Origin of the sequence: Actinomadura sp. 6N118, from assembly GCF_044326415.1 — a bacterium.
Taxonomy (GTDB): Bacteria; Actinomycetota; Actinomycetes; order Streptosporangiales; family Streptosporangiaceae; genus Spirillospora.
On the sequence record NZ_JBIRAZ010000017.1, the window covers coordinates 205,458 to 228,582 of the forward strand.

Genomic DNA, 23,125 nt, shown 5'->3' on the forward strand with positions numbered 1-23,125 from the left:
AGGAGGATCGTCCTGGTGGAGGGGCGGCCTGCTCAGAAACGGACTGGCGACCTGATCGGGAGGGAGTAGCGGCCTGGTCGGCCCGGATGCCGATACCCTGCCGAACGCGACGAATCGGGAGCCGAAGGGGACATATCTGTGTCGGGGCGGAACGAGCGCATCGCGGCGCTTGAAGATCAGATCATCCGGTTCGGGGGCCAGTTGGCGCCTCCCGGCTGGCAGCGCATCGACCTGCACTGCCTTGCCACGGTCGCGGTGAACGACATCGCGCTGACCATCCTCCAGGAGAACGGCAAGGCCGCGACGGCCGAGTCCGTGCCGTCCGAGCTCACCGACCTGCTGGGGGAGTTGCGCCGCGCGCACTACGTTCCCGAGCGGGGCACGTGGTTCTCAGTGCTGTTCCTGATCGAGCCTGGATCGGAGCCGCAGCGGCTCTACAACTTCGACTACGACCCGGAGTGGAACCCGCCGATCCCGCAGGACGCCTGGCGCCGCGACCAGATCGTGCTGCCGCGCGACGCCCCGTACACGCCGGACTGGTTGCGCGCACGGCTGGAGGGACGCGAGCCGGACCACGGGCTCGCCCAGAACGTACAGCCGCTCAACCCGATCGAGCAGATGGAACTGCTCTCCAACGAGATCTCGCTCGTCCTCGCCGACCACGCACCGCCGCTGTGGCGGATGATCTCTGGGCACTACCAGGCGGTGGGGGAGAACGTGCAGTTCCCGCCGCTGCTGGTGCACAAGTCCGACGGCACCATGGCCTTCCCGGCCCCGCCCACCTCGGCCGGAGTGCTCTTCGACCGCCTGCGAGCCGGCATGTACAACCGGGGGAGTGCGTGGTCGCGGATCGACTTCCAGGTGGTGTTCGAGAACTCGCAGGTGTCGTGCCAGGCCAAGTACACGTGGGACGAGGAACCCGCCTTCAGCCCCGAGCCGACCGCGGAGGACGTCCGGCGAGAGCTTGAGCGCTTCCCGCGCACGGACGTTCCGGAGTGGATGACCCGTCGCCTGAACGAGTCCCCGCAGCCGAACGTGCCGCAGCCGAACGCGCCGCAGCCCGGCGCGCCCCAGCCCGGCGCGCCGCAGGGCCTGCGTGAGGCGCGCCTCTTCGACGACATGGGGCCCAATGGTGATCAGCCGTCGGTCTCCCGGCGCGCGGTCCCGGCGGAGGAGGTCGAGCAGGTCGTCGAATACCTGCGGAAGGCCCCTGTCGTCCTAGCCGCCCGTTCGTACGGCAAGGACATGGTCGACCCGTCGCGAGGGGAGAAGGTGCCGCTCACCTTCCACACCGACGGCGCCTGGGTCTGGTCCGGCGGCACGGCTTACTACCTGCGCGAACACGGCATCCCGCCGGAACCCGAACTGGTTGTACACATCCGCGCCATGGGCTTCCAGGTCCCCGAGGTCGACAACGACACCATGGGCGCCGCCAGCGACCTCATCATGTCCCCGTCGCCGCCCCCCTCTGCACCTCCGCCGCCCCCGGTCGCCGCGCCTCCGGCTGGGCCCTCTCCAGCTGTAGGCGCGGACGCGCCACCGATCCCCGTGATCCCGCCTCCACCCCCACCGCCTGCCGTGCCCGCGCCGTCGGCGGCTTCCGCCCCGCCCGCTGCCTTCGCGTCACCTGCCGGGCATGCCCCCGTACCTCCGCCTTCCGGCGAGCCTTGGCCCGCCGCCGCACCCTCAGCCGCGCCGCCGCCTCCCGCACCAAGCCCTGCCGCCGCGCAGGTCCCTCCCGCAGCGACAGTTTTCGAGCCCGCCGCGCAGTCGCAGTCGGCCGGACAGCCACCGGCTGCACCGTCGGCCGGGCAGACGCCTGCCGCGGCCACCGTTTTCCAGCCCGCCGCCGAGGTGGCGCAGTCCGTTCAGCAGCCTTCCCCGCCGCCGCCTCCACCGGCCGCCGCCGCTACGGTCTTCGAGCCGCTGGCCGAGCCCGTCATGCCGCCACCGCCACCTGCGCCCCCGCCCGGTCCGGCGCCCGCACCCCACGTTCAGCCACAGACAGCGCCGCCGCCCAACCGACCTGCCAGCCCCGCCGAGGTGCTCCGCCGTCTGGAACAGCGGCTAGGCGACCTGGCCGTGCCGCCGACCGCGTACCGCCTGCAGGAGGCGGCTGAGGGCGTGTGGTGCATGGTCTACGAGGAGAACCGCTGGTCGGTGTTCGCCCTCCATAACGGTGAACGCACGCGGTCAGCCGACTTCGACGCTGCGGACAAGGCCGCCGCCTACCTCCTCGGCTCGCTGCTCTTCGTTCCGACCGCCGAGCAGCACCAGCAGGCGCCTTCCGCCGCCACCGGACCCATCAGTCCCCTCCCTGGCGAGCCGCCGCTAAGCCTCTTCCGCGACCGGCAGGAGATCGAGCTCCCGGCAGGCACGATCGTGGACCGCTACGGCGCACCGACAGGCAACGTCACCTACGCGCTAAGGACGCCATTCGCCGAACGATCCCTGCCGCCAGAGTGGGCAAGTCACGCGTACCACTCCTACCGCCTGCAGCGACCGTGCCGGGTGCTGACAGGCATCGCGGTGCCGTGGTTCGACCAGCCTGGCGGTGGCACGGCCTACGTCTTCCCACGTTCGATCGCAGATCTCCTAGCCGACGGAACGCTCTACGAGGGCTGACCCACCTTGTCTGGCAACGCACTGCATCGCCTGGGCGGCGGCTCAGGTCGTGACCGTGTCGCGGCCAGCCTCACCCGCAGCTGGGCGGTCGAACTCGCCGCCGACGGCATCCGCGTCAACGCCCTGGCTCCCGGTCCGGCCGAAAGCCAGGCCCTGGCCGCCGCGGGCGGCGAACCCGACGAGGTCGCCGCCTGGATCCTGCGCCTGGCCGACCCCGCCCCTGTGCGACACCACAGATACCGGAAGGTCATCAGAATCGCCGAACGGAGTCGCGTGGCCGTTCCACCACGCTCGTCTGGCTGAAGTCAGGCATCCGCGCCGGGCAGCGCGCGCCCGGCGCGGGCTGCGTTCCGTTCAGCAGGTACGTGTCGATGGTCTTGCGCGCACATCCACTCAGTCCGTAAGCCCCGTGCCCAGCGCCCTCGTATGTGAGCAGCGAGGCCCTGGGGATGCCCTGCTGGGCGCCGACCGCCCACGGATACACAGTCGCCGGGTCACCCAGGTTGCCCGCCACCAGGATGGGCGGCACACCCTTGATCCGGTACGGCCGCTGCGGGTCCCAGGCGCCACGCGGCCGTCCGATGCACGCCGTGATGGCCTCCCACCCCAGCGGATTGAGCCGTACGTGCGGAGCGGCCCGGCGCGTCTTGGCCCGCACGTCCGCGAGCTCCTTGTAGTTCTTGATCGGGAACGACCAGTCGGAGCAAAGGATCCCCGCGAACATCCCGTCCGGATCGACGTTCGTCGCGTTCCCCTTCACAACCCGGCTTTTCTGCCGGCTGAGCTCCTTCAGCTCCTCGCTCAGCTGCGCCCAGGCGATCGGCTCGTACATCGAGTTGCGGACCATCTGCGCCAGTTCGGGTGGATGCAACCGCACCTTGGGCTCGCCGATCTCGTGCAGGCGCCCCTTCTCGGCCCGCAGCATCAACGCGTCGAGCACCTTGACTGGGTCCTTGCCCCTCAACCCGCAGTGCTTCGACGTAGGACACCACTTGGCAAACTGAAGAAACCCAGCCTCAAGTCCCTTGGCCTCATCCACCGAAAAGGCCAGCGCGCCCTTCACCTGGTGGTTCATGGTGCCGTCGAAGACGACGCGCCTTACCCGCTTGGGGAAGATCTCCGCGTACCGCTGGCCGAGCCACGTCCCGTACGAGCGCCCGTAATACGTAACCTTCTGAGCCCCAAGCGCTGCCCGAATGGCGTCCATGTCCCGGGCGACGTTCCCCGCCCCCAGGAAGTCATAGAGCAGCCCGGTCTTTTTCCTGCAGGCCTTGTAGAGCTTGCCCTGGAACGCCTTCAGCTTCCCGAAGTCCTTCTGACTCCACGGATATCTCCGCGGCGCCTTCCCGACCTTCCCGCACTTGACGGCATGGCTGCGGCCGACACCCCGCGGGTCGAAGCCGACGATGTCGTACCGCTCCCGTAGCTGCTTGGACAACCCGGCCCGATCCAGGGCGAAGTCGATCCCTGACCCCCCAGGCCCACCGGGATTCACAAACAGCACACCCAGCCGCTTCTTCGGATTCTTCGCCTTCACCCGCGCCACGGCGATCTTGATGCGCCCCCGCTTGGGTTTGGCCCAGTCGATGGGAACGCTGACGTAGCCGCACTGCGCCGTCCGATCGTCGGCACACTTCTTCCAGCTGATCTTCTTGGGTACCGCCTGCACCGGGGCGGACCCCGAAACGACGACGGCGGCGCATGCGATCAGGACTCCGGCCGTACGGCCCATGCGGGTCACGGAGAGAGACTCCCTGTATGTGGAGTGCGAACGGGGTTGAAGAGATCTTGGTGACCCCAGATCACGATTGAGTCAATCCTCTAGGCTGTTTCGGACAACTTCCGATCTTGGAGGCAAGCGCATGAGTCGACGGCGCATCGTCGTCCTGGCAGGACTCGCCACCGCCACCGCGGCGGCCGCCATCGTGGGCTTCGCGACCATGGGCTCCGCCGAGCCCGAGCGTGACAACCCCACCAAGCCCGTGGTCCAGAACGACTCCTCCGACGCCGAGAAGTACTGGACCCAAGAACGCCGCGACCAAGCAAAGCCCGTAGAAATGCCAACACCCCCACCCCACCTCCCCTGACCCTCCGCGCAAAAGTGAGCACTTCTGGTAGGCAACTACTAGAAGTGCTCACTTTTTGGTTTTCGGAGATAACGCTGCGTCATGTTTGACCGCGACAGTTGCCGAACGGTTGTACTTCGGTGAGTGCTATACCGCCCGCCGTGCCCGTGACCAGCCCTGTCCGCCTCTGGTCAAGCCCCTTGCGTCAAAGATCGCCCTGACTGATCTTTAGTTGGCCCACCCAAGATCACATGCGGCCAATAATGTCGGCTCTTTAGCCATTGACTTGGTGACGAGAATGGTGACGGCGATGAATGCCAAGATGTTCGGGCTCCATGTGTGCGTGGACGACGCGTTCCTCTATGCCTGGCGCCGTGGCCACAGCCAGGTAGGAACGGCGCACCTATTGCTGGCGCTGGTCGGGGAAGGAGACCCTGTCGGGAGCCGTGCGTTGCTTGAGAGTGGTGTGACCTACGCGGCGTTGAACGCCCTGTTGTCACAGGGATCATGGCTGGAAGAGCACGCCGAGCCCGTTGACCCGGCCGTATCACTCCAAGGGCACCCGTCCGCTTCGACCACGTGGCGTCGGGGCCCTATCTGGAAGCTCATGGGCCTCTTCGTGCCCCCTGGCCGTCCGGATCCGCCCGACCTGCCACGGCCTCGCTGGACGACGGCGATGCGTTCTGTGCTCTTGAGTGATCACAATAGTCGGGCTGCTCAGCTACTGGCTCTCTTGGCTCATGCCGACTGCACGGCCCGTGAGGCGCTGATCGAGCTGGGAGTGTCGCCGGACCGGCTGCTTAGGGAGGTCACCGAGGCATACGGCTCCGATGGCCCGAGGGCGATCGGGCCCTTTGACGGCGGTGTGAGTCCGGCGGGCCACGTCCTCCGCTGGGCGTTGCGGGCCGGCCCATATGAACACCCCGGGCGCCCTGGAGACCTGCCCTGGCGGAGTGGGCTGCTCGCGGCGACATCGGAGCGGACCGCGACCGCCGCACCGGAGCACATAGTCGCCGCGATGCTCGCGGTCTACGAAGAATTGAGCGCTGACGATGCGCAGTTCGGAGCGGGGTGGGAGTCATGCTTTCCCGCGGTCATCCCGCTCGTGGAGAGCGGGATGACCGCCGAAATTGTGGCGGACCTCCCCGCGCCTGTAATGAGCCGCGTCGCGACCTATTTTCTGCCCGTCGTTAAGGAGGGGCACCGCAGGGCCGCCACGATCCTGGGGCACAGCCCACGTCGCGAAGACCTTTTCACAGTGGAGACTTTGTTGCTGGGAGCGCTTGGCAGACCGAGCCTTGCCTTGGACGAGCAGTTGACGAGATTCGGCCTGGATCGAGCCGGGCTTGCCCGTGAGGTGGCGGAGCCCTTGCGCCGGAGGGGATGACACGACCCGCCGACAGGGAAGGAGGCTTCGCCGTGGCGTCAGGTCAAGTGGCGCAAGACAAGAGCAAACGGCAGATCTGCGAGATTGTCGAGATCAGCTTGTAGAGCGACATCGAATTGTTTCGGACGGCAGAACGCCCCCGCCGGATCGGCGGGGGCGTTCCTTTTGTGGAGCTGGGTTACTTCTTGGAGGCTGCCTTGTAGACGGCAACCGCAGCAGAGCCGTGGTACGGGGAGTACATGGCCTTGGTGCGGAGGCTGTGCATGCTGTTGAGGGCAGCGATGCGGCCGTAGCCCTTGCGGTTCATGCCGTAGATCCAGGGGCCGCCGCTGGCGCCGTGGCCCATGGTGCAGTTCATGCCGAGGGCGATGTGGCCACCGCCGTAGTTGACGGGGTACGTCTTGCCCTGGCAGTAACGCAGCAGGTTGTTGTTCGCGTACCGCTTGCCACCGGGGAGGCGGTCGGCGGGGTAGCCGAAGCTGTACATGGAGTACCGGCGGCCCTTGTAGCCGAAGGCGTAACCCTGGCTACCGGTGGACGACTGGATCCGGCGGTTGGTGACGAGCGCCGCGATGTCGTAGCGGGGGTCGGACTTCTTGGTCCAGCCCGAGAGCGCCACGATGCTCTTGACGCTCCAGGCGGTCCGCTTGGCCGGCAGGTCCGGGATGAAGGCGAAGCGCTTGTAGAAGCCCTTGCCCTTGCCGCCGTGGACGCAGTGGCCAGCGGTCCAGAGGGTCCGCTTGTTCTTGGCCGTGATGACAGTGGCGCTGCAGCTGCCACGGCCGCCCGGCACGTCGAAGTACAGCTTGCCGATCGTCCTGGCCGGGGCGACGCCGTGCCTCTTCCAAACACGGGCCTCGACGACCGCCTGGGCGGAGGCCAGTCCCTGCGCGGAGGCGTTACCGGCCTTGCCCTTGACCTCGGGCTCGGTCGGGGCGCCCTCGATGGACTCACCGGCGCCGAGTGCGGACACCTGGTTGTCGGTGGCCGGCGCGGCGTCGATGCTGACGGGCTTAATCGCCTTGGCCGACTTGATGCGGGCCGCGGTCCAGTAGGCCTTGAGGGCCTTCTCGGACGTCGGCTCCGTGTAAGTGGTCAGTGCCAGGTTGGGGTCCGCCTGTGTGGCGGCACCCGTCTTGGCGGCGGGCTTGGAGGGAGTGTCGCCGGTGGCCGCGACGGCCACGCCGCCGGCAGCCGCCAGTGCCACAACCGAGGCGCCCGCGATCAGAATTCGAGGGGATGAAAGACGCAACCTGCTGCCTTCCGTAAAGGAGCTTGCTTTGAGGGGGGTTCGAGCGGGAAAGCTAACCGGTACTGGGAGGTATGCGTCAAGGTCAATATTTAGTGGTGCATGTCTCGCTGGTGGCGGATGGTGCTGTTTGTCCGAAAATACGGTGGTGGTTCCGGCCGGATCCGGTCGATCAGCGTGTCGAAGTCTGGATCTCGCCGATCACTAGCCGGAGGTTTGTGGTAGCCGGAAGCGGGCCGAACGTCCCGCCCGGTGTGTCGCACGCACCCACGCAGGTCCACGAGACGGCGTAGTAGACAGTGGCGCTGACCTGGTGTGAAGCAACTCGGCGGTAGGTGTACGAGCACGTGTCCTTGTGGGGAACGCCGGGGCCTTGGCAGGTGATGCTGGCCTCGCCCATGTCCCAGACGACGTGGGTGGGGCGTCCGGTGATGCTGACGGTTTGGCCGTCTACGGCGACGCTGGCGTGGCGGGGGCGCCAGGCGTTTCGGTCGATCCAAAGGAACGTAAGGAGGCCGACCCAAGTACGGCCCCTCGGGCTCGTGTGCGGCCTCGGAGCGGGCAGGACGATGGCGTCCATGGCCATCTGCGCGACATCGGCTGTGCTCGTACGAGGCGCTTCCGGAAGCGTTATGCAGTGGTCGGCGCCGCCTGTGGGAGCGCACATGGGCTGAACCTCGATCGAGGGGCCGCCGTCATTATTGGGGGCGCTGCCGCCTCCCCTAGGAGAACTGCCGCTTCCTCTGGGAGCGGAGTGGTTGTTGCCAGCGGAGATGTTGCAGAGCCAGTCGCCGCCACCTGGGCGGCTGCAGCCGGCGTCTGCGGCTGCTGACGTTGGCGCTACGAAGAATGTCGCTGCGATGAGGAGTGCGGCTGCGACTACGGCTTGTGTCGCTGCGGTGAGTGGGATGTGCTTCCTGCGTTCCAAAGCTCGCGCGGCGGTGGAGCAGAACGTGGCATGCCTTGGTCTCAGAGTTTGCGGTCGACGGCCGAGTGTCTGGCTATGACGATGGACCTGGGCCGGCGGCAGTTGGGATCCGAGGGTTGGGCTGACATCGAGGTTGGTCGGCCTGGGGCCACCGGCCGCCGCGACTGGCTGACCCCACGCCACCCGGCTGCGGGCCTGGGACGCGGGTGCCAGGTCGGGGCGCAACGACGCGGGTGCCAGGTCGGGGCGGAACGATGAGGCCTGGATGGTGGGCAATTGCGGGGCTGATTGGGTGGCGCTTGGGTGGGTTAGCACTTGGGGTTCCGCGGGTGGGTGATGTTGGAGACCTTCCAGGTGCCGTTGGTCAGGTGGAGGGTCGCGTAGAGGAGATTGCGTTGCGGCTTGGGCGGGGCGCCTACGCGGGCTCCTGTGCGGGCTCGGTACGTCCACAGGCCGGATGTTGTGACGCAGTCGATGATTTGGGCAGTGGGGCCGCGAAGGGCAGCTAGGCGAGGGTGCGGTACGGCGTGGCTGCGCTGGATCAGGCCGGCGCGGCGGTTGGCGCGAATGACCTTGTGTAGGTGCCTTGCTTGAGGGCCGGCGGCTACCTCGGGGATGCGGCTCGCGTCGTTGGTCTCCAGAGCGCGCTCAAAGACCTCGTGGAAGCGGCGGTAGGCCGTTAGGGCGGCTTGGCTCCCCGGCGGCTGGGGCGCGGCCTGAGAGGGCTCGTAGGTGCCGCTGGGCTCGAAGGTGCCCGACGCGCCCGCGGGAGCTGTGCAGGCGCTGATGAGGAGCAAGAACGGCAGCAGCAGCGTGCCCCTCATGTGCCCTCCTCCACGCTGTCAGATCGGCAGCACGCTAGCGAGGCCGGGGAGCGGCGGTGGGGGAGTCAGGGATACATCCGGATCTGCTCGTTCACCCATGCTTCGCGCAGTTTTCCCTGCCATTTCCGGCAGGGGTACGTGGCGGGTGGTTAGGTGCGGCCTATGTCGCGGACCAGGTCCAGCGCCAGGAGCATGTCCAGGTGGATGACCGTTTCGAGTTTGGCGCCAGGTTGCACGTCGGGATCGGCGATCAGGCGGTCTAGGACGGCCAGGGCAGTGGGGCTGTCCAAGTCGTTCGCAAGCGCGGTCTCGGCCTCCGCCACGTACTCCCGGTTCAACGGACGACCGGGGGCGGTTGCCCAGTCGGCTACCAATCTGCGCCAGGAAGCGAGGTCACTTTCGGCCTTGTGGGGGTCGACGTTGTCCGGGGCGAGGTGGTGGATGCGGAGCCAGGCCAGGCGCATGGTCAGAGGGTCGGCGGTCCGCTCGCGGGTTGCCTCGTGGACGACCAGACTCGTATCGGAGGCAGGGGATACCTCGATCGCGTCGGGTGGGGCGGCGGCGATCTCAAGGTCGGGGACATTGAAGGCCGAGGCGACGGGGACGGCGGCAGCGCGGGTCACGGTCACTGGGCGGTGTTTGGCCCGCTGGGCCACGCGGCGGAGCAGATCGGCCACGACGAGGACCCGGCTCGCACCGGACGGCACATGTATGTGCAGCCTGCGGGGAAGTTCCTCGACCTGGCCGGTGCGATGGTCGTACAGCTTCATAGGACATCGAGAGGGCTCTTGCCGTCCGGCTTGCGGACGGCGGCGAAACGCAGGCGGACGTAGTCGGCGACCCAGCCGGACTCGCGCCGGAGAGCCGGGGCGGCGAGGTCGTTGATGCGGCCGAGGAGGGGATCGACGAGCTCAGGCGGTACGTCTGCGAGGGCACCCGCGGCGTACGTGCGGACCCAGTCGGCCGCGCCGTTCGGCCCCTCCGTCATGCGCGTGGGGCGGTCGGCGTACTCCAGGAGGCGGACGGTGAAGCCGCCCTCCTCCAGGCGGTTGGTGTACTCGGCGGGGCTCGGGAAATACCAGGGCAACTCAGGCTCACCGAGCCCGAAGACGCGCCACGCGGTCTGCATCGCGGCGATCAACTCGGCGCAGTTGCCGACGCCGCCCATCTCGGCGACGAAGCGGCCGCCGGGACGGAGGGCGGCGTGCACGCTGGCGATCACCGCGTCGGGGTCGCGCGTCATCCAGTGCAGGGCGGCGTTGGAGGCCACCGCGTCGAACGACTCGCTCGTGGTGAAGTTGTGGGCGTCACCGACGGCGAACGACAGGCCCGGGTAGTGGGCCGTCGCCTGCGCGACCATCTCGAGGGAGCCGTCGATGCCGAGCACCTCGGCACCGCGCTCGGCGATCTCCGCGCTGAACGTGCCGGTGCCGCAGCCAAGATCGATGACCCGTTCCCCCGGTTGGGGATCGAGCAGATCGACCAGCGGGGCGCCGTGCGCGGATACATACCCGAACGCGGAGTCGTACGTCGTCACGGCCCAATTCACTGTCGTAATTTATCCGACAAAGGGCCACCCCGGCCCGACCTTGGCCCATCCAGCTTGTTCACCGGTGATGTTGATCACGCAGCTCAGCCCGGGGACGGGCCCGAACGCCGCTCGGCGTAGGGTCACGGATATGGGCGAGCGAGAAGAGGTCAGAGTCGCGGGCATCGAGCGTGACGACGGCCTGATGTTGCGTACGCACGGCCTGGCGGCGGGTGGTCTGCCGGAGCTCCGCGTTGTGGCGCTGCCGCCCTATCTCGGCCAGGGCTGGGCCCAGGTGATGGGCGCGCTGGCGCAACGCCTGGCCGCCGGCGGCAAGGACGTGCCCGAGCAAATGGAGCTGGCGCCGGGCGTCACGATCCAGCTCAAGGTCGAGAACGGCGAGCTGATCCCGCTGCCACCGCACGGTTTCGAGGGCTCGCTGGACGAGTGGCGCCGCGATGTCCTGGCGCGGCTCTTCCCCGCTGCCACCACCTGACGGAACTCCCGGCCGACGACTGTTCCTAGAATGTCGTTCTAAACGTTGGCGCGAGAGGGGTCGCAGGTGTCGTACACCGAGATCGAGTACGGGGTTCAGGACGGGATCGCCACGATCACCCTGAACCGGCCGCAACGGATGAACGCCTACACGTACGTGATGCGCGCGGAGATGCTCGACGCGTTCGACAAGATCGACGCGGACGACGACGTGCGGGTGGTGGTGGTCACCGGGGCGGGCAAGGCGTTCTGCGCCGGTGCCGACCTCGGCGGTGGCGGCGACACCTTCAACAAGGAGAAGTCGCAGGACATGTTCGCCGGGGAGGACGACGTCCTGGAGGACGGCACGCCCCGGGACGGCGGCGGCACGGTCGCGCTGCGGATCGCGCGCTGCCTCAAGCCGGTCATCGGCGCGTTCAACGGCGCGGCGGTCGGCGTGGGCGTGACGATGACGCTGCCCATGGACGTCCGGCTGGCGAGCGAGAAGGCCAAGTTCGGCTTCGTCTTCGCGCGGCGCGGCATCGTCACCGAGGCGGCGTCGAGCTGGTTCCTGCCGCGCCTCGTCGGCATCGCCCAGGCGATGGAGTGGGCCGCGACCGGGCGGGTCTTCGACGCTCAAGAGGCACTCAACGGTGGCCTCGTGTCGCGGCTGTACGGCCCGGACGAACTGCTCCCGGCGGCGTACGAACTGGCCAGGGAGATCGCAGACAACACGTCGGCCGTGTCGGTGGCGACCATCCGGCGCCTCATGTGGTCGGGGCTGTCAGCCTCCTCGCCGTGGGAAGCGCACGCCGCCGATTCAAGGCTGATGGCAGCGCTGGGGGGCGCCCCGGATGCGAACGAGGGCGTGACGTCGTTCCTGGAGAAGCGCCCAGCGAAGTTTCCGATGCGGGTCAGCACCGACCTTCCTGCCGAAGTACCCGACTGGCCGCTTCGATAAAGCCTGAAGCGGGCGCCGGGCGCCTACGCAGCCGACCCCACAACCGCCGCCCGGCACCCGATCACCTGTGCGCCCCGCCCTGCGGTCGTATCGCCCCTGCAGGTACGGAACGGGTTTTGCGGATGTGTGTGACTAGAGCGACGGAGGGTATTCACTCGCACGGAGCGACACGTTCGGGGGTTCGTGGTGCGAAGCAGGTATTCCGTTGTTCTCGTCGCGGCCGGGATAATACTGGCCGTACTCGCCTGCGAAGACACGAACGGCCGGGAGAAGCAGACGGCACGGCAGCGGGGAGCGGTCAAGACGATGAGACCTTCGCCGACACCGAAACCGACGGCGCCGCAGGTCGACTGCATGAGGGCCAGGTGTGTGGCGCTGACCTTCGACGACGGACCCGGCGAATACACCGCGCGCCTTCTGGACGGCCTTAAGGCGGCCGGAGCGTACGCCACGTTCTTCATGCTGGGCCAGAACATCATGGGCAACGAGGCGTTGCTGAAGCGCATGGTCCAGGAGGGGCATGAGGTCGCCAACCACAGCTGGTCGCATCCGCAGATGACCAAACTGTCGTCAGGCGCCGTGCGTTGGGAGGTACAGCGCACCAACGATGCCATCCAGGCGGCGTCCGGCGTCAGACCGACGATGTTCCGACCGCCGTATGGGGCGACCGATGCCCGAGTGGGACGTGCCGTGGCGATGCCGCAGATCCTCTGGAGCGTCGACTCGCTGGACTGGCAGCACCGCAGCGTCAGCACGAACATCCGCATCGGAACGAGCGAGCCCAAGACCGGCGGCATCGTGCTCTTCCACGACATTCACAAGGCGAGCGTGGACGCGATTCCCCACGTGCTGTCCGGACTCAAACGCCGAGGCTTCACGTTCGTGACCGTCTCCCAGCTCTTCCAGGGGCACAAGCTCAAGCCCGGCCACCAATACCTTCAGGCCGAGCGGCCCCTGCCCAAGCCCAAACCAGCCGCTCCTAGCGGCACCCCATCCGGTGCTCCGAGCGGCACCCCGAGCGGCGCCCCAAGCACCCCGAGCGGCGCCCCAAGCGAGATCCCCAGCGGCGCTCCGACCGGAACCCCGCCCCACCCGTCACCGCCGGGAACGCGGAGCGCGACCCCGCTCCTTCCATCCGCGCCCGCTTCCTAACAGCGCGACGCCGCTCCTCCCGTCCGCGCCCGCTCCCAGACAGCGCTGCGCGGTTCCTCCCGTCCGCGCCCTATCCGACCACCCCCGCCACGGCCCGACACCACGACGACCCGCACTGCGGTCCGTCCACAGGGTGACACCAGCCCATGCCGCACCCCGCCCGGCGTGACATCCGCCCCCACTGCGCCCAAGCCCGGCGTAACACCGACCCGACCCGACCCGACCCGACCCGCGCCCGGGCCTGCACACCTTGTGCAGCTCGGTCGGGGTGGCGACCATGGGGCTTGCGACGGCGGCCCAGTCATCGTCAATCAGTTATCGCCAAGACTTTGCCTGGGGTTGCCTCAAGACGATCATCGGGATGGAAATGGGCCCTATTTCCGGAGAACCCGTGCTCCGGCTGCGCCCGGAGTGGCGCAGCCCGTTCATCGCCCTCCCGGCGCTGGCCGCCGGGCCCGTGCTGCTGCTCGCGGGCGTTCTGGACCCCTCGGCCACCGCCCTGATCACCGGGTTCGGCGCGACCGCCGGCGCGGTGCGCAGCATGGTGATCCTTAACCGTGGCGTCACGGAGGCGTGGCCCGATGGGCTGACCAACCGGCTCGCCGGGCGGCAAGCGGAGGTGACCTGGGAACGGGTCGTCCGGCTCGTCGTGGTGCCGACGGTGTTCGGCCGCCTCGTTCAGGCGGAGGAGCGCGACGGAGCCCGGATCAGCCTGGCCGCGCCGCGATCCGGCCTGATCATGCGCAGCCCGGGCTTCAGAGATCAGCTGGACGAGCTCACGCGCATGCCCGGTGGCGGTCGCGAGCCGGTGCCTGTCCACACCCCCGAGCCCGCCCAAGCCGTGGTGGCCTATCTGGTGCAGACCGCGCTGGCCCTGGGTTTCATAGGCGCCATCGCCATCGCCCTACTCAACTAACCCCTGAACCGCCCAGCCGTAGAGTCAGTCATCAGTGCGGCGGCGGCGTCGGGGTGGTGGGGTGGGCGGAACGACCTTGGCGGCCACCATGATGCCCTCGGGTACTTCGACCAGCTCGCCGGTGCGGCGGCGGACCTGGAGTGTCCCGTCCGACCACGATTCGAGGACGCCGACCACGTCGCTGTACTCTCCCGTAGGCAGACGGCGACGCAGCGAGATCCGCTGGCCGACGTCTGCGGCGGTGATCGAGACGACCAGCCGGGCGGCGAAACGGCCAGACATGTGAGGACCCCCATGTCGAATCGACTGAGCCGTGGTGGCAATACTATTCACAGCGAGCTTGCGGTGAGCCGTGGCCTACGGCGGGGCCGGGAAACCCGAGAGGAGTCACGAACGTGACCTACGTCATTGCGCAGCCCTGTGTGGACCTGCTCGACAAGGCATGCATTGAAGAGTGCCCGGTCGACTGCATCTACGAGGGCAAGCGTCAGCTCTACATCCACCCGGATGAGTGCGTCGACTGCGGTGCGTGCGAGCCGGTCTGCCCGGTTGAGGCGATCTACTACGAGGACGATGTCCCCGAGCAGTGGAAGGACTTCTACAAGGTCAACGTGGAGTTCTTCGACGACTTGGGCTCCCCTGGTGGCGCCTCCAAGGTCGGCAAGATCGACAAGGACCACCCGATCGTCGCGGCGCTGCCTCCGCAGTCGCAGGACGACTGAGTCAGTCCCGAAGAGACCGGGTTCTCTTCGGGACTGACCGGGTTTGACCGGGTTGACCGACGTCCCACCGGCTCGGGACCGAGGCACAGTTGCGTAACCTCAAGGCCGTGACACCGTGATGGACGGGTCACGGCCTTGAGGTCGTCAGAGCCTCTGTTGGAGGCCTCGTCCAGGGGCCTCTGCCGGAGGCCTAGTCCAAGGGCCTCCTGTCGGAGGCTTCGTCCAAGGTCTCTGCCGGAGGATCCAAGGGCCTCCTGTTGGAGGCTTCATCCAGGGGCCTCTGCTGGAGGTCTCGTCTGAGGAGGAGTGGGTTTGTTCACGCTGCCGGGCTTCCCGTGGGATCGGCTGGAGCCGTACAAGGAACTGGCCGGCCGGCACCCGGGCGGCATCGTCGACCTGTCGGTCGGCACCCCGGTCGACCCCACTCCTGAGCCGATCCGTGCCGCCCTGGCCGCCGCCGCCGACGCGCCCGGCTACCCCATGACCTACGGCCGCCCTGAGCTCCGCGAGTCGGTCGCGGGCTGGCTGCGGCGTCGCATCGGCGTGACCGGTGCGGATCCGGCGGCCGTGCTGCCGGTGATCGGCACCAAGGAGCTGGTGGCCTGGCTCCCGACCCTGCTCGGCGTGGGCCCCGGTGACCAGGTGGTCTTCCCCGAGCTGGCCTACCCGACGTACGACGTCGGTGCCCGGCTGGCCAGGGCCGAGCCGGTCGCCACCGACGGCCTGCTGTCCCTCGGCCCGGCCGCTCCCAAGATCGTTTGGGTGAACTCGCCGTCCAACCCGACCGGCAAGGTCCTGCCCGCCGAGCACCTGCGCAAGGTCGTCGCCTGGGCGCGCGAGCGCGGCTCGATCGTCGTGAGCGACGAGTGCTACCTGGAGTTCGGCTGGGAGCCGGACCATCCGCCGGTCTCGATCCTGCACCCCGACGTCTGCGAGGGCTTGCACGAGGGCCTGCTGGCCGTCAACTCGCTCTCCAAGCGGTCCAACCTGGCGGGCTACCGCGCCGGGATCGTCACGGGCGACCTGACGCTGGTCAAGCGGCTGCTGGAGGTACGCAAGCACGCCGGGATGATCGTGCCCGGCCCGATCCAGGCCGCGATGATCGCCGCGTTCGACGACGACGCACACGTGGACGAGCAGCGCGAGCGCTATGGCCGCCGGCGTGCCGTCCTGCGCGCGGCGTTCGAGGGTCACGGCTTCCGGATCGACCATTCCGAGGCTTCGCTCTACCTCTGGGCGACGCGTGGCGAGGAATGCTGGGACACCGTCGCCTACCTGGCCGAACGTGGCGTTCTCGTCGGCCCGGGCGAGTTCTACGGACCCGGCGGGGCGCGGCACGTGCGCATCGCGTTCACCGCCACCGACGAGCGTGTGGCCGAGGCCGCCGCCCGCCTCTGAACGCCTGTTGATCACTCTGGTGGACCGGCCGGGAACGGACAGTAGAAGATCCACATATCCAGCGGCGCCGGATGTCTGTAAGATCCGCTGGTCACTGGCATTTTCGGACACCGGCGTTTCCAAGGCACCGATGGAGGACGCATGAGCGGGGCGGTCATACCGGTTCTGCTGGCGCTCATTCTGATCGCGCTCGTCGTGATCATTGTGGTCATGCTGCGCCGGCGTGCGGGCGGGGGCGCCGCCGAGCAGGCCGCCGAACGCGCTGTGCCGCGCGATCCGTTCGCCGCCGAGGACGAGGTGGGCGGCGACCCGCGGACGATCAAGGCCGGCGACATGATCGAATACCTCGGCGTGCGCTACTTCGTACGTGGCTCGCTGCGCATGCGCGAGGGCGGCTTCACCTGGAGCGAGCACCTCCTGGACGCCGACACCGTCGACCAGAAGGTCTGGATCTCGGTCGAGGAGGACCCCGACCTGGAGGTCGTCTGGTGGACCGAGCACGAGGTCGGGGAGCTCAAGCCCGACCAGAAGACGCTGGTCGTCGACGGCGTCGAATACCGGCGCGACGAGCACGGCACCGCCGACTACGGCAGCGAGGGCACGACCGGCGTGGGCGAGGGCGGCCGGGTCGAGTACGTCGACTACGAGGGCTCCGGCGGGCGCTACCTGTCGTTCGAGCGCTACGGCGACGGCCCCTGGGAGCTCGGCACCGGCGAACGCGTGCCCACCGGCACCCTGACCATCTACCCGGGCAGCTGATCCCTTGCTCGCGACCCTCCGGACCCCCTACACCGACACGCGCGCCGACGCGCTGTCGTTCGCACTCGGCCTGCCCGCGCTCGACGCGCTGGCCGTGCTGCCAGCCGAACGCGCCGGGCTCGCCGTGGAACTGCGGCTGCTCGGCGCGTCCCACCAGGTGCTCGTGGGCCCGGTCAGCGAGACCGTCGCATGCCTGCCGGGCCGTCCCGGACCGCTGCCGGACGAGGTGAACGAGGCGCTGCCCGGCTGGTCGTACGAGTTCGGCGCGACGACGGTCAGCCATGACGACGACGCCGCGTTCGGCACCGCCGTCGACGACCTCTGCGCCCGCCTCGCCGACCGGGCCGACGCCCTGACCGGGACCTTCCCTGGCTCCCCCTATGCAGTGACCGCGCTCGCCCTGGCGGACAACGGGCTGGGCTGGCGCACCTGGCATGCCTATCCGCAGACCCGGGAGATCGTCATGACGCGAAGCCGGCTGGTGAGCGAATCGTGAACCGTAAATGGCTGATCGGCGGCGTGGTGGCCGCGGTGATCGGAGTGATCGTCCTGATCGCCGTCCTCGTCAAGGGCGACGACGACCCGGGCGGCTGGATCGCCAAGAAGTACAACAAGCTCAGCGTCGACACCTACCGTTCGGGAAACAGCCCGCAGAAGGTCGCCAGTGAGATCGCGAAGAAGTTCAAGCCGATCGACCGGGTGGACGCGCTGGCGCTGGCCAGCGGGCAAGGCATGCCCGCCACCCCGGTGAGCGCTCAGAGCCCCGTGAGCGCTCAGAGCGTCCCCGTGAGCGCTCAGGGCGTCCCAGTGGACACACAGGACGCCCCAGTGAGCATCCAAGCTGGACGTGCCGTCCCGCTGAACGTGGTGGCGGCCCAGGGCGGGATCTTCCTGCAATACCCCAAGACGGTTGTCGGGATCCTGCCCGATGGCGCGGGCAGCCGGATTACGGTCGACGGACCGGACTCGGGCTACCGGCGCTACCACTCGTACATCGGCACCCGCTGGACGAGTCCTGGCAGCGGCGGCTGGAATCGCAACGGCACCGCGTCCTTCCGCGGCGGCGGACCCGGATCAGGCAAGTGAGGAGCTTCGGATGAACGACGTCCTGGAGGAGGCCGGGGCCACGCTGGCGTTCGGCGCGCTCGGCATCGCCCTGATGGCCCTGGGCTACCTGGTCGTGGAGGTGACCACACCGGGCCGCCTGGGCCACCAGATCTGGAGCGAGGGCAACCGCGGCGCGGCCCTGCTGCTGTCGGCCAAGCTGCTCGGCGTGGGTGCGATCGTCACCACCGCGATCGTGACCAGCGACAACGACCTCGGGCAGGGGCTCATCGACACGACGGTCTTCGGCCTGCTCGGCATCGTGCTGATGGTCGTCGCGTTCTACCTGCTCGATGCGAGCACACCCGGCAAGCTGGGCGCGACCCTGGTCGAGGGGACGGCGATCCACCCGGCCGGATGGGTCGTCGCCGCCGCCGACCTCGCGGTGGCCGCCATCGTCGCGGGCGCCGTTTCCTGAGTTCGCCGAGGGACCGCACCGGGGGAGGTCCTTGATGGAGACCACGACCGGTCCGCTGGTGGAGACCACGACCGACCCGTCGTCGTTGCGACTGCCCGCCAGGGCCGCCAGGGCCCTTGTCCTGGCGGCCGTCTTCACGTGCGCAGCCTGCGGCCTGGTGTACGAACTGGCGCTGGTGGCGCTAGGCAGCTACCTCGTCGGCAACTCCGTCACGCAGGCGTCGATCGTCCTGTCGGTCATGGTCTTCGCGATGGGCATCGGCTCGCTGGCCGCCAAGCCACTGCAGAGCTGGCCCATCGCCGCGTTCGCGATCGTGGAGGGCGCCCTGGCACTGATGGGGGGCCTCTCGGTCCTTGCGCTGTACGCGGCGTTCGCCTGGCTCAATCTCTACGTCCCCGCGCTGATCGTGGTGGCGTTCCTGGTCGGGGCGCTGATCGGCGCGGAGATCCCCCTCCTGATGACGTTGCTCCAACGCATCCGGCGCCAGGACGCGGGCAGCGCGGTCGCCGACCTGTTCGCCGCCGACTATGTGGGCGCGCTGATCGGCGGCCTGGCCTTCCCGTTCGTCCTCCTGCCCGCTTTCGGGCACATCAAGGGCGCGCTCCTGGTCGGCGTGGTGAACGCGGTCGCGGGCATCGCCGTCGTGTTGTGGCTCTTCCGCCACCAGATCGGCCGCGCCGCCCGCATCAGCCTGTGGGCAGGCATGGCCACCGTCCTCTTTGCCCTCACCGGCACCTACCTGCTGGCCGACGGCTTCGAGGTCTCCGCCCGCCAGGCGCTCTACCGCGACCCGATCGCCCTGGCCAAGAGAACGCCGTACCAAGAGATCATCATCACCCGCCGCATGGCGCTTTCGGGCCAGCCTGATCTCCGTCTCTTCCTGAACGGCGACCTGCAGTTCTCGTCAGTGGACGAATATCGCTACCACGAGACCCTCGTTCACCCGGCCCTTTCAGAAGCCCGCGGCAAGGTCCTGATCCTGGGCGGCGGCGACGGCCTGGCCCTGCGCGAGGTGCTGCGCTACAAGGACGTCCGCAGCGCAACCCTGGTCGAACTGGATCCCGAGATGATCCGCCTGGCCCGCACCTACAGAGAGATCGCCGACCTCAACCAACGAGCCTTCGACGACCCCCGAGTCCGCACGATCACCGCCGACGCGTTCTCCTGGCTCCGCGGCCAGACCGAGAGCTTCGACTCGATCATCGTCGACATGCCCGACCCGGACGACGTCGCCACCGCGAAGCTCTACTCGGTCGAGTTCTACGGCCTGGTCAAGCGCGCCCTGGCGCCGGGCGGCCGCATGGTCGTCCAGTCCGGCTCCCCGTACTTCGCGCCCAAGTCGTTCTGGTGCATCGAGAAGACCATCCGCGAGGCCGGCTTCGCCACGAGCCCGTACCATGCGGACGTGCCGAGCTTCGGCGACTGGGGCTACGTCCTAGCCGAGCCCGGCACGACCCGCCCCGAGCTCAAACTGGCGCCCGAAACCCCCAACCTGCGCTTCCTCGACTCCGACGTCCTCCGCGCCGCCACCGTCTTCGGCAAGGACCTCCGCCACCGCGACGTGGACATCAACACCCTCATCCACCCCCGCCTAGTCCAGTACGAGGGCGGCGAATGGCACAACACCTAAGACCAGCCGACCGCGCGCAGTAACCTCAAGATTCCGCGAAAACGACTCCCGCCAGCACCCCATGCCTCAGCCGCCGCTACACCGACATGGCCAGGCCCACCAAGCCGGTCTGGCACATTCAGTCTCCTGGTGCGCCACCCCTCCGGCGCATGCGACCGACCGCGACGATCTGACATGCCCAGCCATCCGACGCACCGACCTTGCTCGCGCCGCCAGACAGTCGGGCACGCCTGGTGATCTGGCGCATGCCCGTTCTGTTGGAGTACTTGGCTTGCTCGGGCTGCCTGGTGGTCTCGCGCGCCGACTGTCCGGCGCATCTAGCTTGCTCGATCGGCTAGGCAGCCGGGCACGTCTGATGATCCGGTGCGCCTGGCCTGTTGGCGCATTTGATGTCCAGGCTGCTGCCTGGTGGTCTGACACGCCGGTGGATCTGGCGCCCCCGGCTGACCAGCGCACCTAGCCTGCTCGGTCAGGCATGCCTGATGATCCGGCGGAGTCGGCCCCCCGGCATTCCTGGCTCTTGAGCGCAACTGGCTCGCTCGGGCCACCAAGTGGTCTGGTGCGCCCGGCTGTCCGGCGTACCTGTGAGCTCTCCCCGTTCTTCGGAGACCCGGCCTGAGATAACCCTTTCCCGGCAGGAAGGTCTATAGGTCAGGCTGGCACCGCACCCGCCCTGTGGTCGTATTGGCTCGACGGGTGACAGGTCAGGCCCAGTTCGTCGATTACCTGCGAATCAGTCTTTGCCGTCTGCTAAGTCGAGTGGACGAGGGGTTTGCCGCTGGCGGAACCGGTGCTGAATCGGGCTCTGAAAGGTGACGTCCCGCTTGTTGGTGTAAATGGTCGTCACCGTGTGCGGGTCAGCGAGTTGTGCTGATCATGCCGTGAGTAGGGCTTGTGTTGCTACCTCCTCGGGGTTGTCGGTGGGCTGGTCGAGTAGGGCCATGGAGCCTTCGGATAGGTAGCGGCGGTCGCTGACCTGCCATTCGTCGTGGGTTTCGACGAGGACGGAGCCGGCGAGTCGGAGCAGGGCGGCGGGGTTGGGGAAGACCCCGACGACGTCGGTGCGGCGTTTGATCTCCTTGTTCACCCGTTCCAGCGGGTTTGTGGACCAGATCTTCTTCCAGTGTGAGAGGGGGAAGTCTGCGAACGCGGTGACGTCGTTGGTGGCCTCGCGGAGCATGGTTTCGACCTTGGGGAGCTGGCGTCCGAGCATGCCGGCGATGGTGTCGAGTTGTTCGCGGACGTGGTCGGGGTCGGGCTGGGCGAAGATGGTGCGGATCGCGGCTGCGACCATCTCGGCGTGGCCTTTGGGGACCTGGGCCAGGACGTTGCGCAGGAAGTGAACCCGGCATCGCTGCCAGCTCGCGCCCAGCAGCACGGCCTCGATCGCGGCTTTGAGGCCGGCATGGGCGTCGCTGATGACCAACTGCACGCCGTGCAGGCCGCGGGTCTTGAGCGTGCGCAGGAACGCGGTCCAGAACGCGCCGTCCTCGCTGTCTCCGACGTCGAAGCCGAGTACTTCGCGGCGTCCGTCGGCGGCGACCCCGGTGGCGACCACGACGGCCTGGGAAACCACACGGTGGTCGACGCGGGCCTTGCAGTAGGTGGCGTCCAGGAACACATACCGGAACGGCTGGTCGGCCAGGGACCGGTCACGGAACGCGGCGACCTCGACATCCAGCCCGGCACAGATCCTGCTCACCTCGGACTTGGAGATGCCGCTGTCGGCGCCTAGGGCTTTGACCAGATCATCGACTTTGCAGGTGGAGGTGCCGTGCAGGTACGCCTCCATGATCACTGCGAACAGCGACTGGTCCACCCGCCGGCGGCGCTCCAGCAGGGAGGGGAAGAACGACCCCGCACGCAGCTTGGGAATCTGCAACTGCAGATCACCCGCGGTCGTGCTGACCGTTTTGGGTCGGTGACCGTTCCGCAGCCCGGTCCGGGCATCGCTGCGCTCATGCGGCGCCGCACCGATCACCGCGGTCAGCTCCGCCTCGATCAGAGCCTGGTAGATCGTCGTGGCCGCTTGGCGGATCCGTTCCTCGACATCGGCGCCCTTGAGTGCCTCAAGTACTTCCAGCAGGGCAGACTGGTCCAGAGCCATCGTGTGATGTGTCCTTCTCGCGAAAACCATTGGCGTGGGTTTCGCTGACCATCACACGATGGCTCTCCCCAGCGTGGTCACCACGCCGAACAGACCGAGCACTTACACCACAGGCTGGGACGTCACCGGCTGAACTGATCAGGGCGGAGAGGGCACTATCAGCCCAAGTGCGCCGTCATAACCGGCAGTCGGAGGTCAGAAGAGGCCGTCTTCATCGGCTTCCAAATCCTCTTTTAAGGAACGACCCGCGCGAGTCGCTTCGGCTGCTCGCTCGTCCTGGCCTGGGTAGCCATGCCGGAAGGGAAGTAGCCGGAAGCGACACGCTAGGAAGTTCACGTGAAAGTAGCGGCACGGTCGCCCCTTGGCTGGCACGGCCATCCGACTGCAGATCGGCGCAGGTTCACTTCAAATGTCGGCAGCGAAGAGAAATTGCTTGGGGGCTTGGGTGTTGTGTCTACCTGTGCATCTGTGGCTTACACTTTGCTGCTTCGCGGTTGGCGGCAGCGGTCTCCCCTTTGGCTCGCACCTCGCCCGGCCAGCGGGTGGGGCGGGGCGGGGCTGAAGGTCTAAAAGCGGCGCCGACAAGAAGGTAGGCGGTGGGCGCGGCAGGTGCGTACGCACAGGTTTCCGGGCGGCAGCCTACTTCGTGCCGCTGCGAGGTTGGCGGCAGCGGTCACCCCCTTGGCTCCGCGCCCCGCCCGGCAGCCGGTCGGTTGGGGCTGAAGGTCTAAAAGCGCGGCGACAAGAAGGTAGGCGGTGGTGCGGCTGGTGGGTGTTGTGTGGGTTTGCTGGTGGCTGATGTTCGACCTTGAGCCCGCGCGGAGCGCGGGATGTGCCACAACCCCAGGTAGCGGCCCGCCCTCACCCTTGTGCGCAT

Annotated in this window: 23 protein-coding genes; 15 read left to right on the forward strand and 8 right to left on the reverse strand. The window is 68.1% G+C overall.

Going from position 1 to position 23,125, the window contains the following annotated elements:
• Nucleotides 1-138: 138 nt before the first annotated feature.
• Both ACH34W_RS37225 and ACH34W_RS37230 read left to right on the forward strand, forming a co-directional pair.
• Entirely contained in the window at nt 139-2,625 is a 2,487-nt protein-coding gene (locus ACH34W_RS37225) for a TNT domain-containing protein (RefSeq protein ID WP_395965868.1), read from the forward strand.
• A 6-nt stretch (nt 2,626-2,631) separates the two neighbouring features.
• Complete coding sequence (locus ACH34W_RS37230) at nt 2,632-2,928, forward strand: SDR family oxidoreductase (protein WP_395965869.1); 297 nt, start codon at nt 2,632-2,634, stop codon at nt 2,926-2,928.
• On the opposite strand, the gene ACH34W_RS37235 is transcribed toward ACH34W_RS37230, so the two are convergent.
• Entirely contained in the window at nt 2,876-4,357 is a 1,482-nt protein-coding gene (locus ACH34W_RS37235; RefSeq protein WP_395965899.1) for an alpha/beta hydrolase, read from the reverse strand. The genes ACH34W_RS37230 and ACH34W_RS37235 overlap by 53 nt on opposite strands.
• A 130-nt stretch (nt 4,358-4,487) precedes the next feature.
• Between ACH34W_RS37235 and ACH34W_RS37240 the strand changes: the two genes are divergently transcribed.
• On the forward strand, nt 4,488-4,712 hold the full coding sequence (locus ACH34W_RS37240) for a hypothetical protein (protein WP_395965870.1): 225 nt from the start codon (nt 4,488-4,490) through the stop codon (nt 4,710-4,712).
• A 289-nt stretch (nt 4,713-5,001) separates the two neighbouring features.
• Nucleotides 5,002-6,078 (forward strand): Clp protease N-terminal domain-containing protein, encoded by a 1,077-nt coding sequence (locus ACH34W_RS37245; RefSeq protein ID WP_395965871.1) that lies wholly within the window; start codon nt 5,002-5,004, stop codon nt 6,076-6,078.
• 178 nt (nt 6,079-6,256) lie between these two features.
• Here the strand turns inward: ACH34W_RS37245 and ACH34W_RS37250 are convergent, their stop codons facing one another.
• The 5 genes from ACH34W_RS37250 to ACH34W_RS37270 all read right to left on the reverse strand — a co-directional run bounded on the left by ACH34W_RS37250 (nt 6,257) and on the right by ACH34W_RS37270 (nt 10,628).
• A complete protein-coding gene (locus ACH34W_RS37250; protein ID WP_395965872.1) occupies nt 6,257-7,285 on the reverse strand; it encodes a trypsin-like serine peptidase in 1,029 nt (342 codons plus the stop codon).
• A 214-nt stretch (nt 7,286-7,499) separates the two neighbouring features.
• Nucleotides 7,500-7,994, reverse strand: a complete 495-nt coding sequence (locus tag ACH34W_RS37255) for a hypothetical protein (protein WP_395965873.1) — start codon at nt 7,992-7,994, stop codon at nt 7,500-7,502.
• A gap of 569 nt (nt 7,995-8,563) precedes the next feature.
• Nucleotides 8,564-9,079: a hypothetical protein gene (locus tag ACH34W_RS37260; RefSeq protein ID WP_395965874.1), complete on the reverse strand. Its 516-nt coding sequence runs from the start codon at nt 9,077-9,079 to the stop codon at nt 8,564-8,566.
• 149 nt (nt 9,080-9,228) lie between these two features.
• Nucleotides 9,229-9,849 carry a hypothetical protein gene (locus ACH34W_RS37265; RefSeq protein ID WP_395965875.1) on the reverse strand — a complete coding sequence of 207 codons (621 nt, stop codon included), beginning with the start codon at nt 9,847-9,849 and terminating at the stop codon, nt 9,229-9,231.
• Nucleotides 9,846-10,628 (reverse strand): class I SAM-dependent methyltransferase, encoded by a 783-nt coding sequence (locus tag ACH34W_RS37270; protein ID WP_395965876.1) that lies wholly within the window; start codon nt 10,626-10,628, stop codon nt 9,846-9,848. The genes ACH34W_RS37265 and ACH34W_RS37270 overlap by 4 nt, the downstream gene beginning before the upstream one ends.
• A 130-nt stretch (nt 10,629-10,758) precedes the next feature.
• Between ACH34W_RS37270 and ACH34W_RS37275 the strand changes: the two genes are divergently transcribed.
• The 4 genes from ACH34W_RS37275 to ACH34W_RS37290 all read left to right on the forward strand — a co-directional run bounded on the left by ACH34W_RS37275 (nt 10,759) and on the right by ACH34W_RS37290 (nt 14,110).
• Entirely contained in the window at nt 10,759-11,103 is a 345-nt protein-coding gene (locus tag ACH34W_RS37275) for a hypothetical protein (protein WP_395965877.1), read from the forward strand.
• Nucleotides 11,104-11,169: 66 nt separating this feature from the next.
• The gene (locus ACH34W_RS37280; protein ID WP_395965878.1) at nt 11,170-12,042 is read left to right on the forward strand and encodes an enoyl-CoA hydratase-related protein; all 873 of its coding nucleotides are present in this window, start codon (nt 11,170-11,172) and stop codon (nt 12,040-12,042) included.
• Between the two features lie 354 nt (nt 12,043-12,396).
• Entirely contained in the window at nt 12,397-13,194 is a 798-nt protein-coding gene (locus tag ACH34W_RS37285; protein WP_395965879.1) for a polysaccharide deacetylase family protein, read from the forward strand.
• Nucleotides 13,195-13,585: 391 nt separating this feature from the next.
• Nucleotides 13,586-14,110 (forward strand): hypothetical protein, encoded by a 525-nt coding sequence (locus ACH34W_RS37290; protein WP_395965880.1) that lies wholly within the window; start codon nt 13,586-13,588, stop codon nt 14,108-14,110.
• A 24-nt stretch (nt 14,111-14,134) separates the two neighbouring features.
• On the opposite strand, the gene ACH34W_RS37295 is transcribed toward ACH34W_RS37290, so the two are convergent.
• Nucleotides 14,135-14,392, reverse strand: a complete 258-nt coding sequence (locus ACH34W_RS37295) for a hypothetical protein (RefSeq protein ID WP_395965881.1) — start codon at nt 14,390-14,392, stop codon at nt 14,135-14,137.
• A 113-nt stretch (nt 14,393-14,505) separates the two neighbouring features.
• Between ACH34W_RS37295 and fdxA the strand changes: the two genes are divergently transcribed.
• From fdxA to ACH34W_RS37330, 7 genes are all read left to right on the forward strand, one after another.
• Nucleotides 14,506-14,832 carry a ferredoxin gene (gene fdxA, locus ACH34W_RS37300; protein ID WP_131759039.1) on the forward strand — a complete coding sequence of 109 codons (327 nt, stop codon included), beginning with the start codon at nt 14,506-14,508 and terminating at the stop codon, nt 14,830-14,832.
• Nucleotides 14,833-15,144: 312 nt separating this feature from the next.
• Nucleotides 15,145-16,230, forward strand: coding sequence for a succinyldiaminopimelate transaminase (gene dapC, locus ACH34W_RS37305; RefSeq protein WP_395965882.1), 1,086 nt, complete (start codon nt 15,145-15,147; stop codon nt 16,228-16,230).
• Between the two features lie 141 nt (nt 16,231-16,371).
• Nucleotides 16,372-16,989 carry a DUF4178 domain-containing protein gene (locus tag ACH34W_RS37310; protein WP_395965883.1) on the forward strand — a complete coding sequence of 206 codons (618 nt, stop codon included), beginning with the start codon at nt 16,372-16,374 and terminating at the stop codon, nt 16,987-16,989.
• A gap of 4 nt (nt 16,990-16,993) precedes the next feature.
• Nucleotides 16,994-17,485 (forward strand): DUF2617 family protein, encoded by a 492-nt coding sequence (locus tag ACH34W_RS37315; protein ID WP_395965884.1) that lies wholly within the window; start codon nt 16,994-16,996, stop codon nt 17,483-17,485.
• Complete coding sequence (locus ACH34W_RS37320; protein ID WP_395965885.1) at nt 17,482-18,075, forward strand: DUF4247 domain-containing protein; 594 nt, start codon at nt 17,482-17,484, stop codon at nt 18,073-18,075. The genes ACH34W_RS37315 and ACH34W_RS37320 overlap by 4 nt, the downstream gene beginning before the upstream one ends.
• 10 nt (nt 18,076-18,085) lie before the next feature.
• Entirely contained in the window at nt 18,086-18,511 is a 426-nt protein-coding gene (locus ACH34W_RS37325) for a DUF350 domain-containing protein (RefSeq protein ID WP_395965886.1), read from the forward strand.
• Nucleotides 18,512-18,545: 34 nt separating this feature from the next.
• Entirely contained in the window at nt 18,546-20,141 is a 1,596-nt protein-coding gene (locus ACH34W_RS37330; protein ID WP_395965887.1) for a polyamine aminopropyltransferase, read from the forward strand.
• 874 nt (nt 20,142-21,015) lie between these two features.
• On the opposite strand, the gene ACH34W_RS37335 is transcribed toward ACH34W_RS37330, so the two are convergent.
• On the reverse strand, nt 21,016-22,248 hold the full coding sequence (locus tag ACH34W_RS37335) for an IS256 family transposase (protein ID WP_395965888.1): 1,233 nt from the start codon (nt 22,246-22,248) through the stop codon (nt 21,016-21,018).
• Nucleotides 22,249-23,125: the final 877 nt, after the last annotated feature.

Excerpts from the sequence above, each read along its gene's own strand:
- ACH34W_RS37310 (WP_395965883.1), top strand. The coding sequence starts at position 16,372 with ATGAGCGGGGCGGTCATACCGGTTCTGCTGGCGCTCATTCTGATCGCG.
- ACH34W_RS37275 (WP_395965877.1), top strand. The coding sequence starts at position 10,759 with ATGGGCGAGCGAGAAGAGGTCAGAGTCGCGGGCATCGAGCGTGACGAC.
- ACH34W_RS37295 (WP_395965881.1), bottom strand. The coding sequence starts at position 14,392 with ATGTCTGGCCGTTTCGCCGCCCGGCTGGTCGTCTCGATCACCGCCGCA.
- ACH34W_RS37285 (WP_395965879.1), top strand. The coding sequence starts at position 12,397 with ATGAGGGCCAGGTGTGTGGCGCTGACCTTCGACGACGGACCCGGCGAA.
- ACH34W_RS37265 (WP_395965875.1), bottom strand. The coding sequence starts at position 9,849 with ATGAAGCTGTACGACCATCGCACCGGCCAGGTCGAGGAACTTCCCCGC.
- ACH34W_RS37325 (WP_395965886.1), top strand. The coding sequence starts at position 18,086 with ATGAACGACGTCCTGGAGGAGGCCGGGGCCACGCTGGCGTTCGGCGCG.
- ACH34W_RS37255 (WP_395965873.1), bottom strand. The coding sequence starts at position 7,994 with ATGTGCGCTCCCACAGGCGGCGCCGACCACTGCATAACGCTTCCGGAA.
- ACH34W_RS37260 (WP_395965874.1), bottom strand. The coding sequence starts at position 9,079 with ATGAGGGGCACGCTGCTGCTGCCGTTCTTGCTCCTCATCAGCGCCTGC.
- ACH34W_RS37330 (WP_395965887.1), top strand. The coding sequence starts at position 18,546 with ATGGAGACCACGACCGGTCCGCTGGTGGAGACCACGACCGACCCGTCG.
- ACH34W_RS37245 (WP_395965871.1), top strand. The coding sequence starts at position 5,002 with ATGAATGCCAAGATGTTCGGGCTCCATGTGTGCGTGGACGACGCGTTC.
- ACH34W_RS37335 (WP_395965888.1), bottom strand. The coding sequence starts at position 22,248 with ATGGCTCTGGACCAGTCTGCCCTGCTGGAAGTACTTGAGGCACTCAAG.
- ACH34W_RS37235 (WP_395965899.1), bottom strand. The coding sequence starts at position 4,357 with ATGGGCCGTACGGCCGGAGTCCTGATCGCATGCGCCGCCGTCGTCGTT.
- ACH34W_RS37240 (WP_395965870.1), top strand. The coding sequence starts at position 4,488 with ATGAGTCGACGGCGCATCGTCGTCCTGGCAGGACTCGCCACCGCCACC.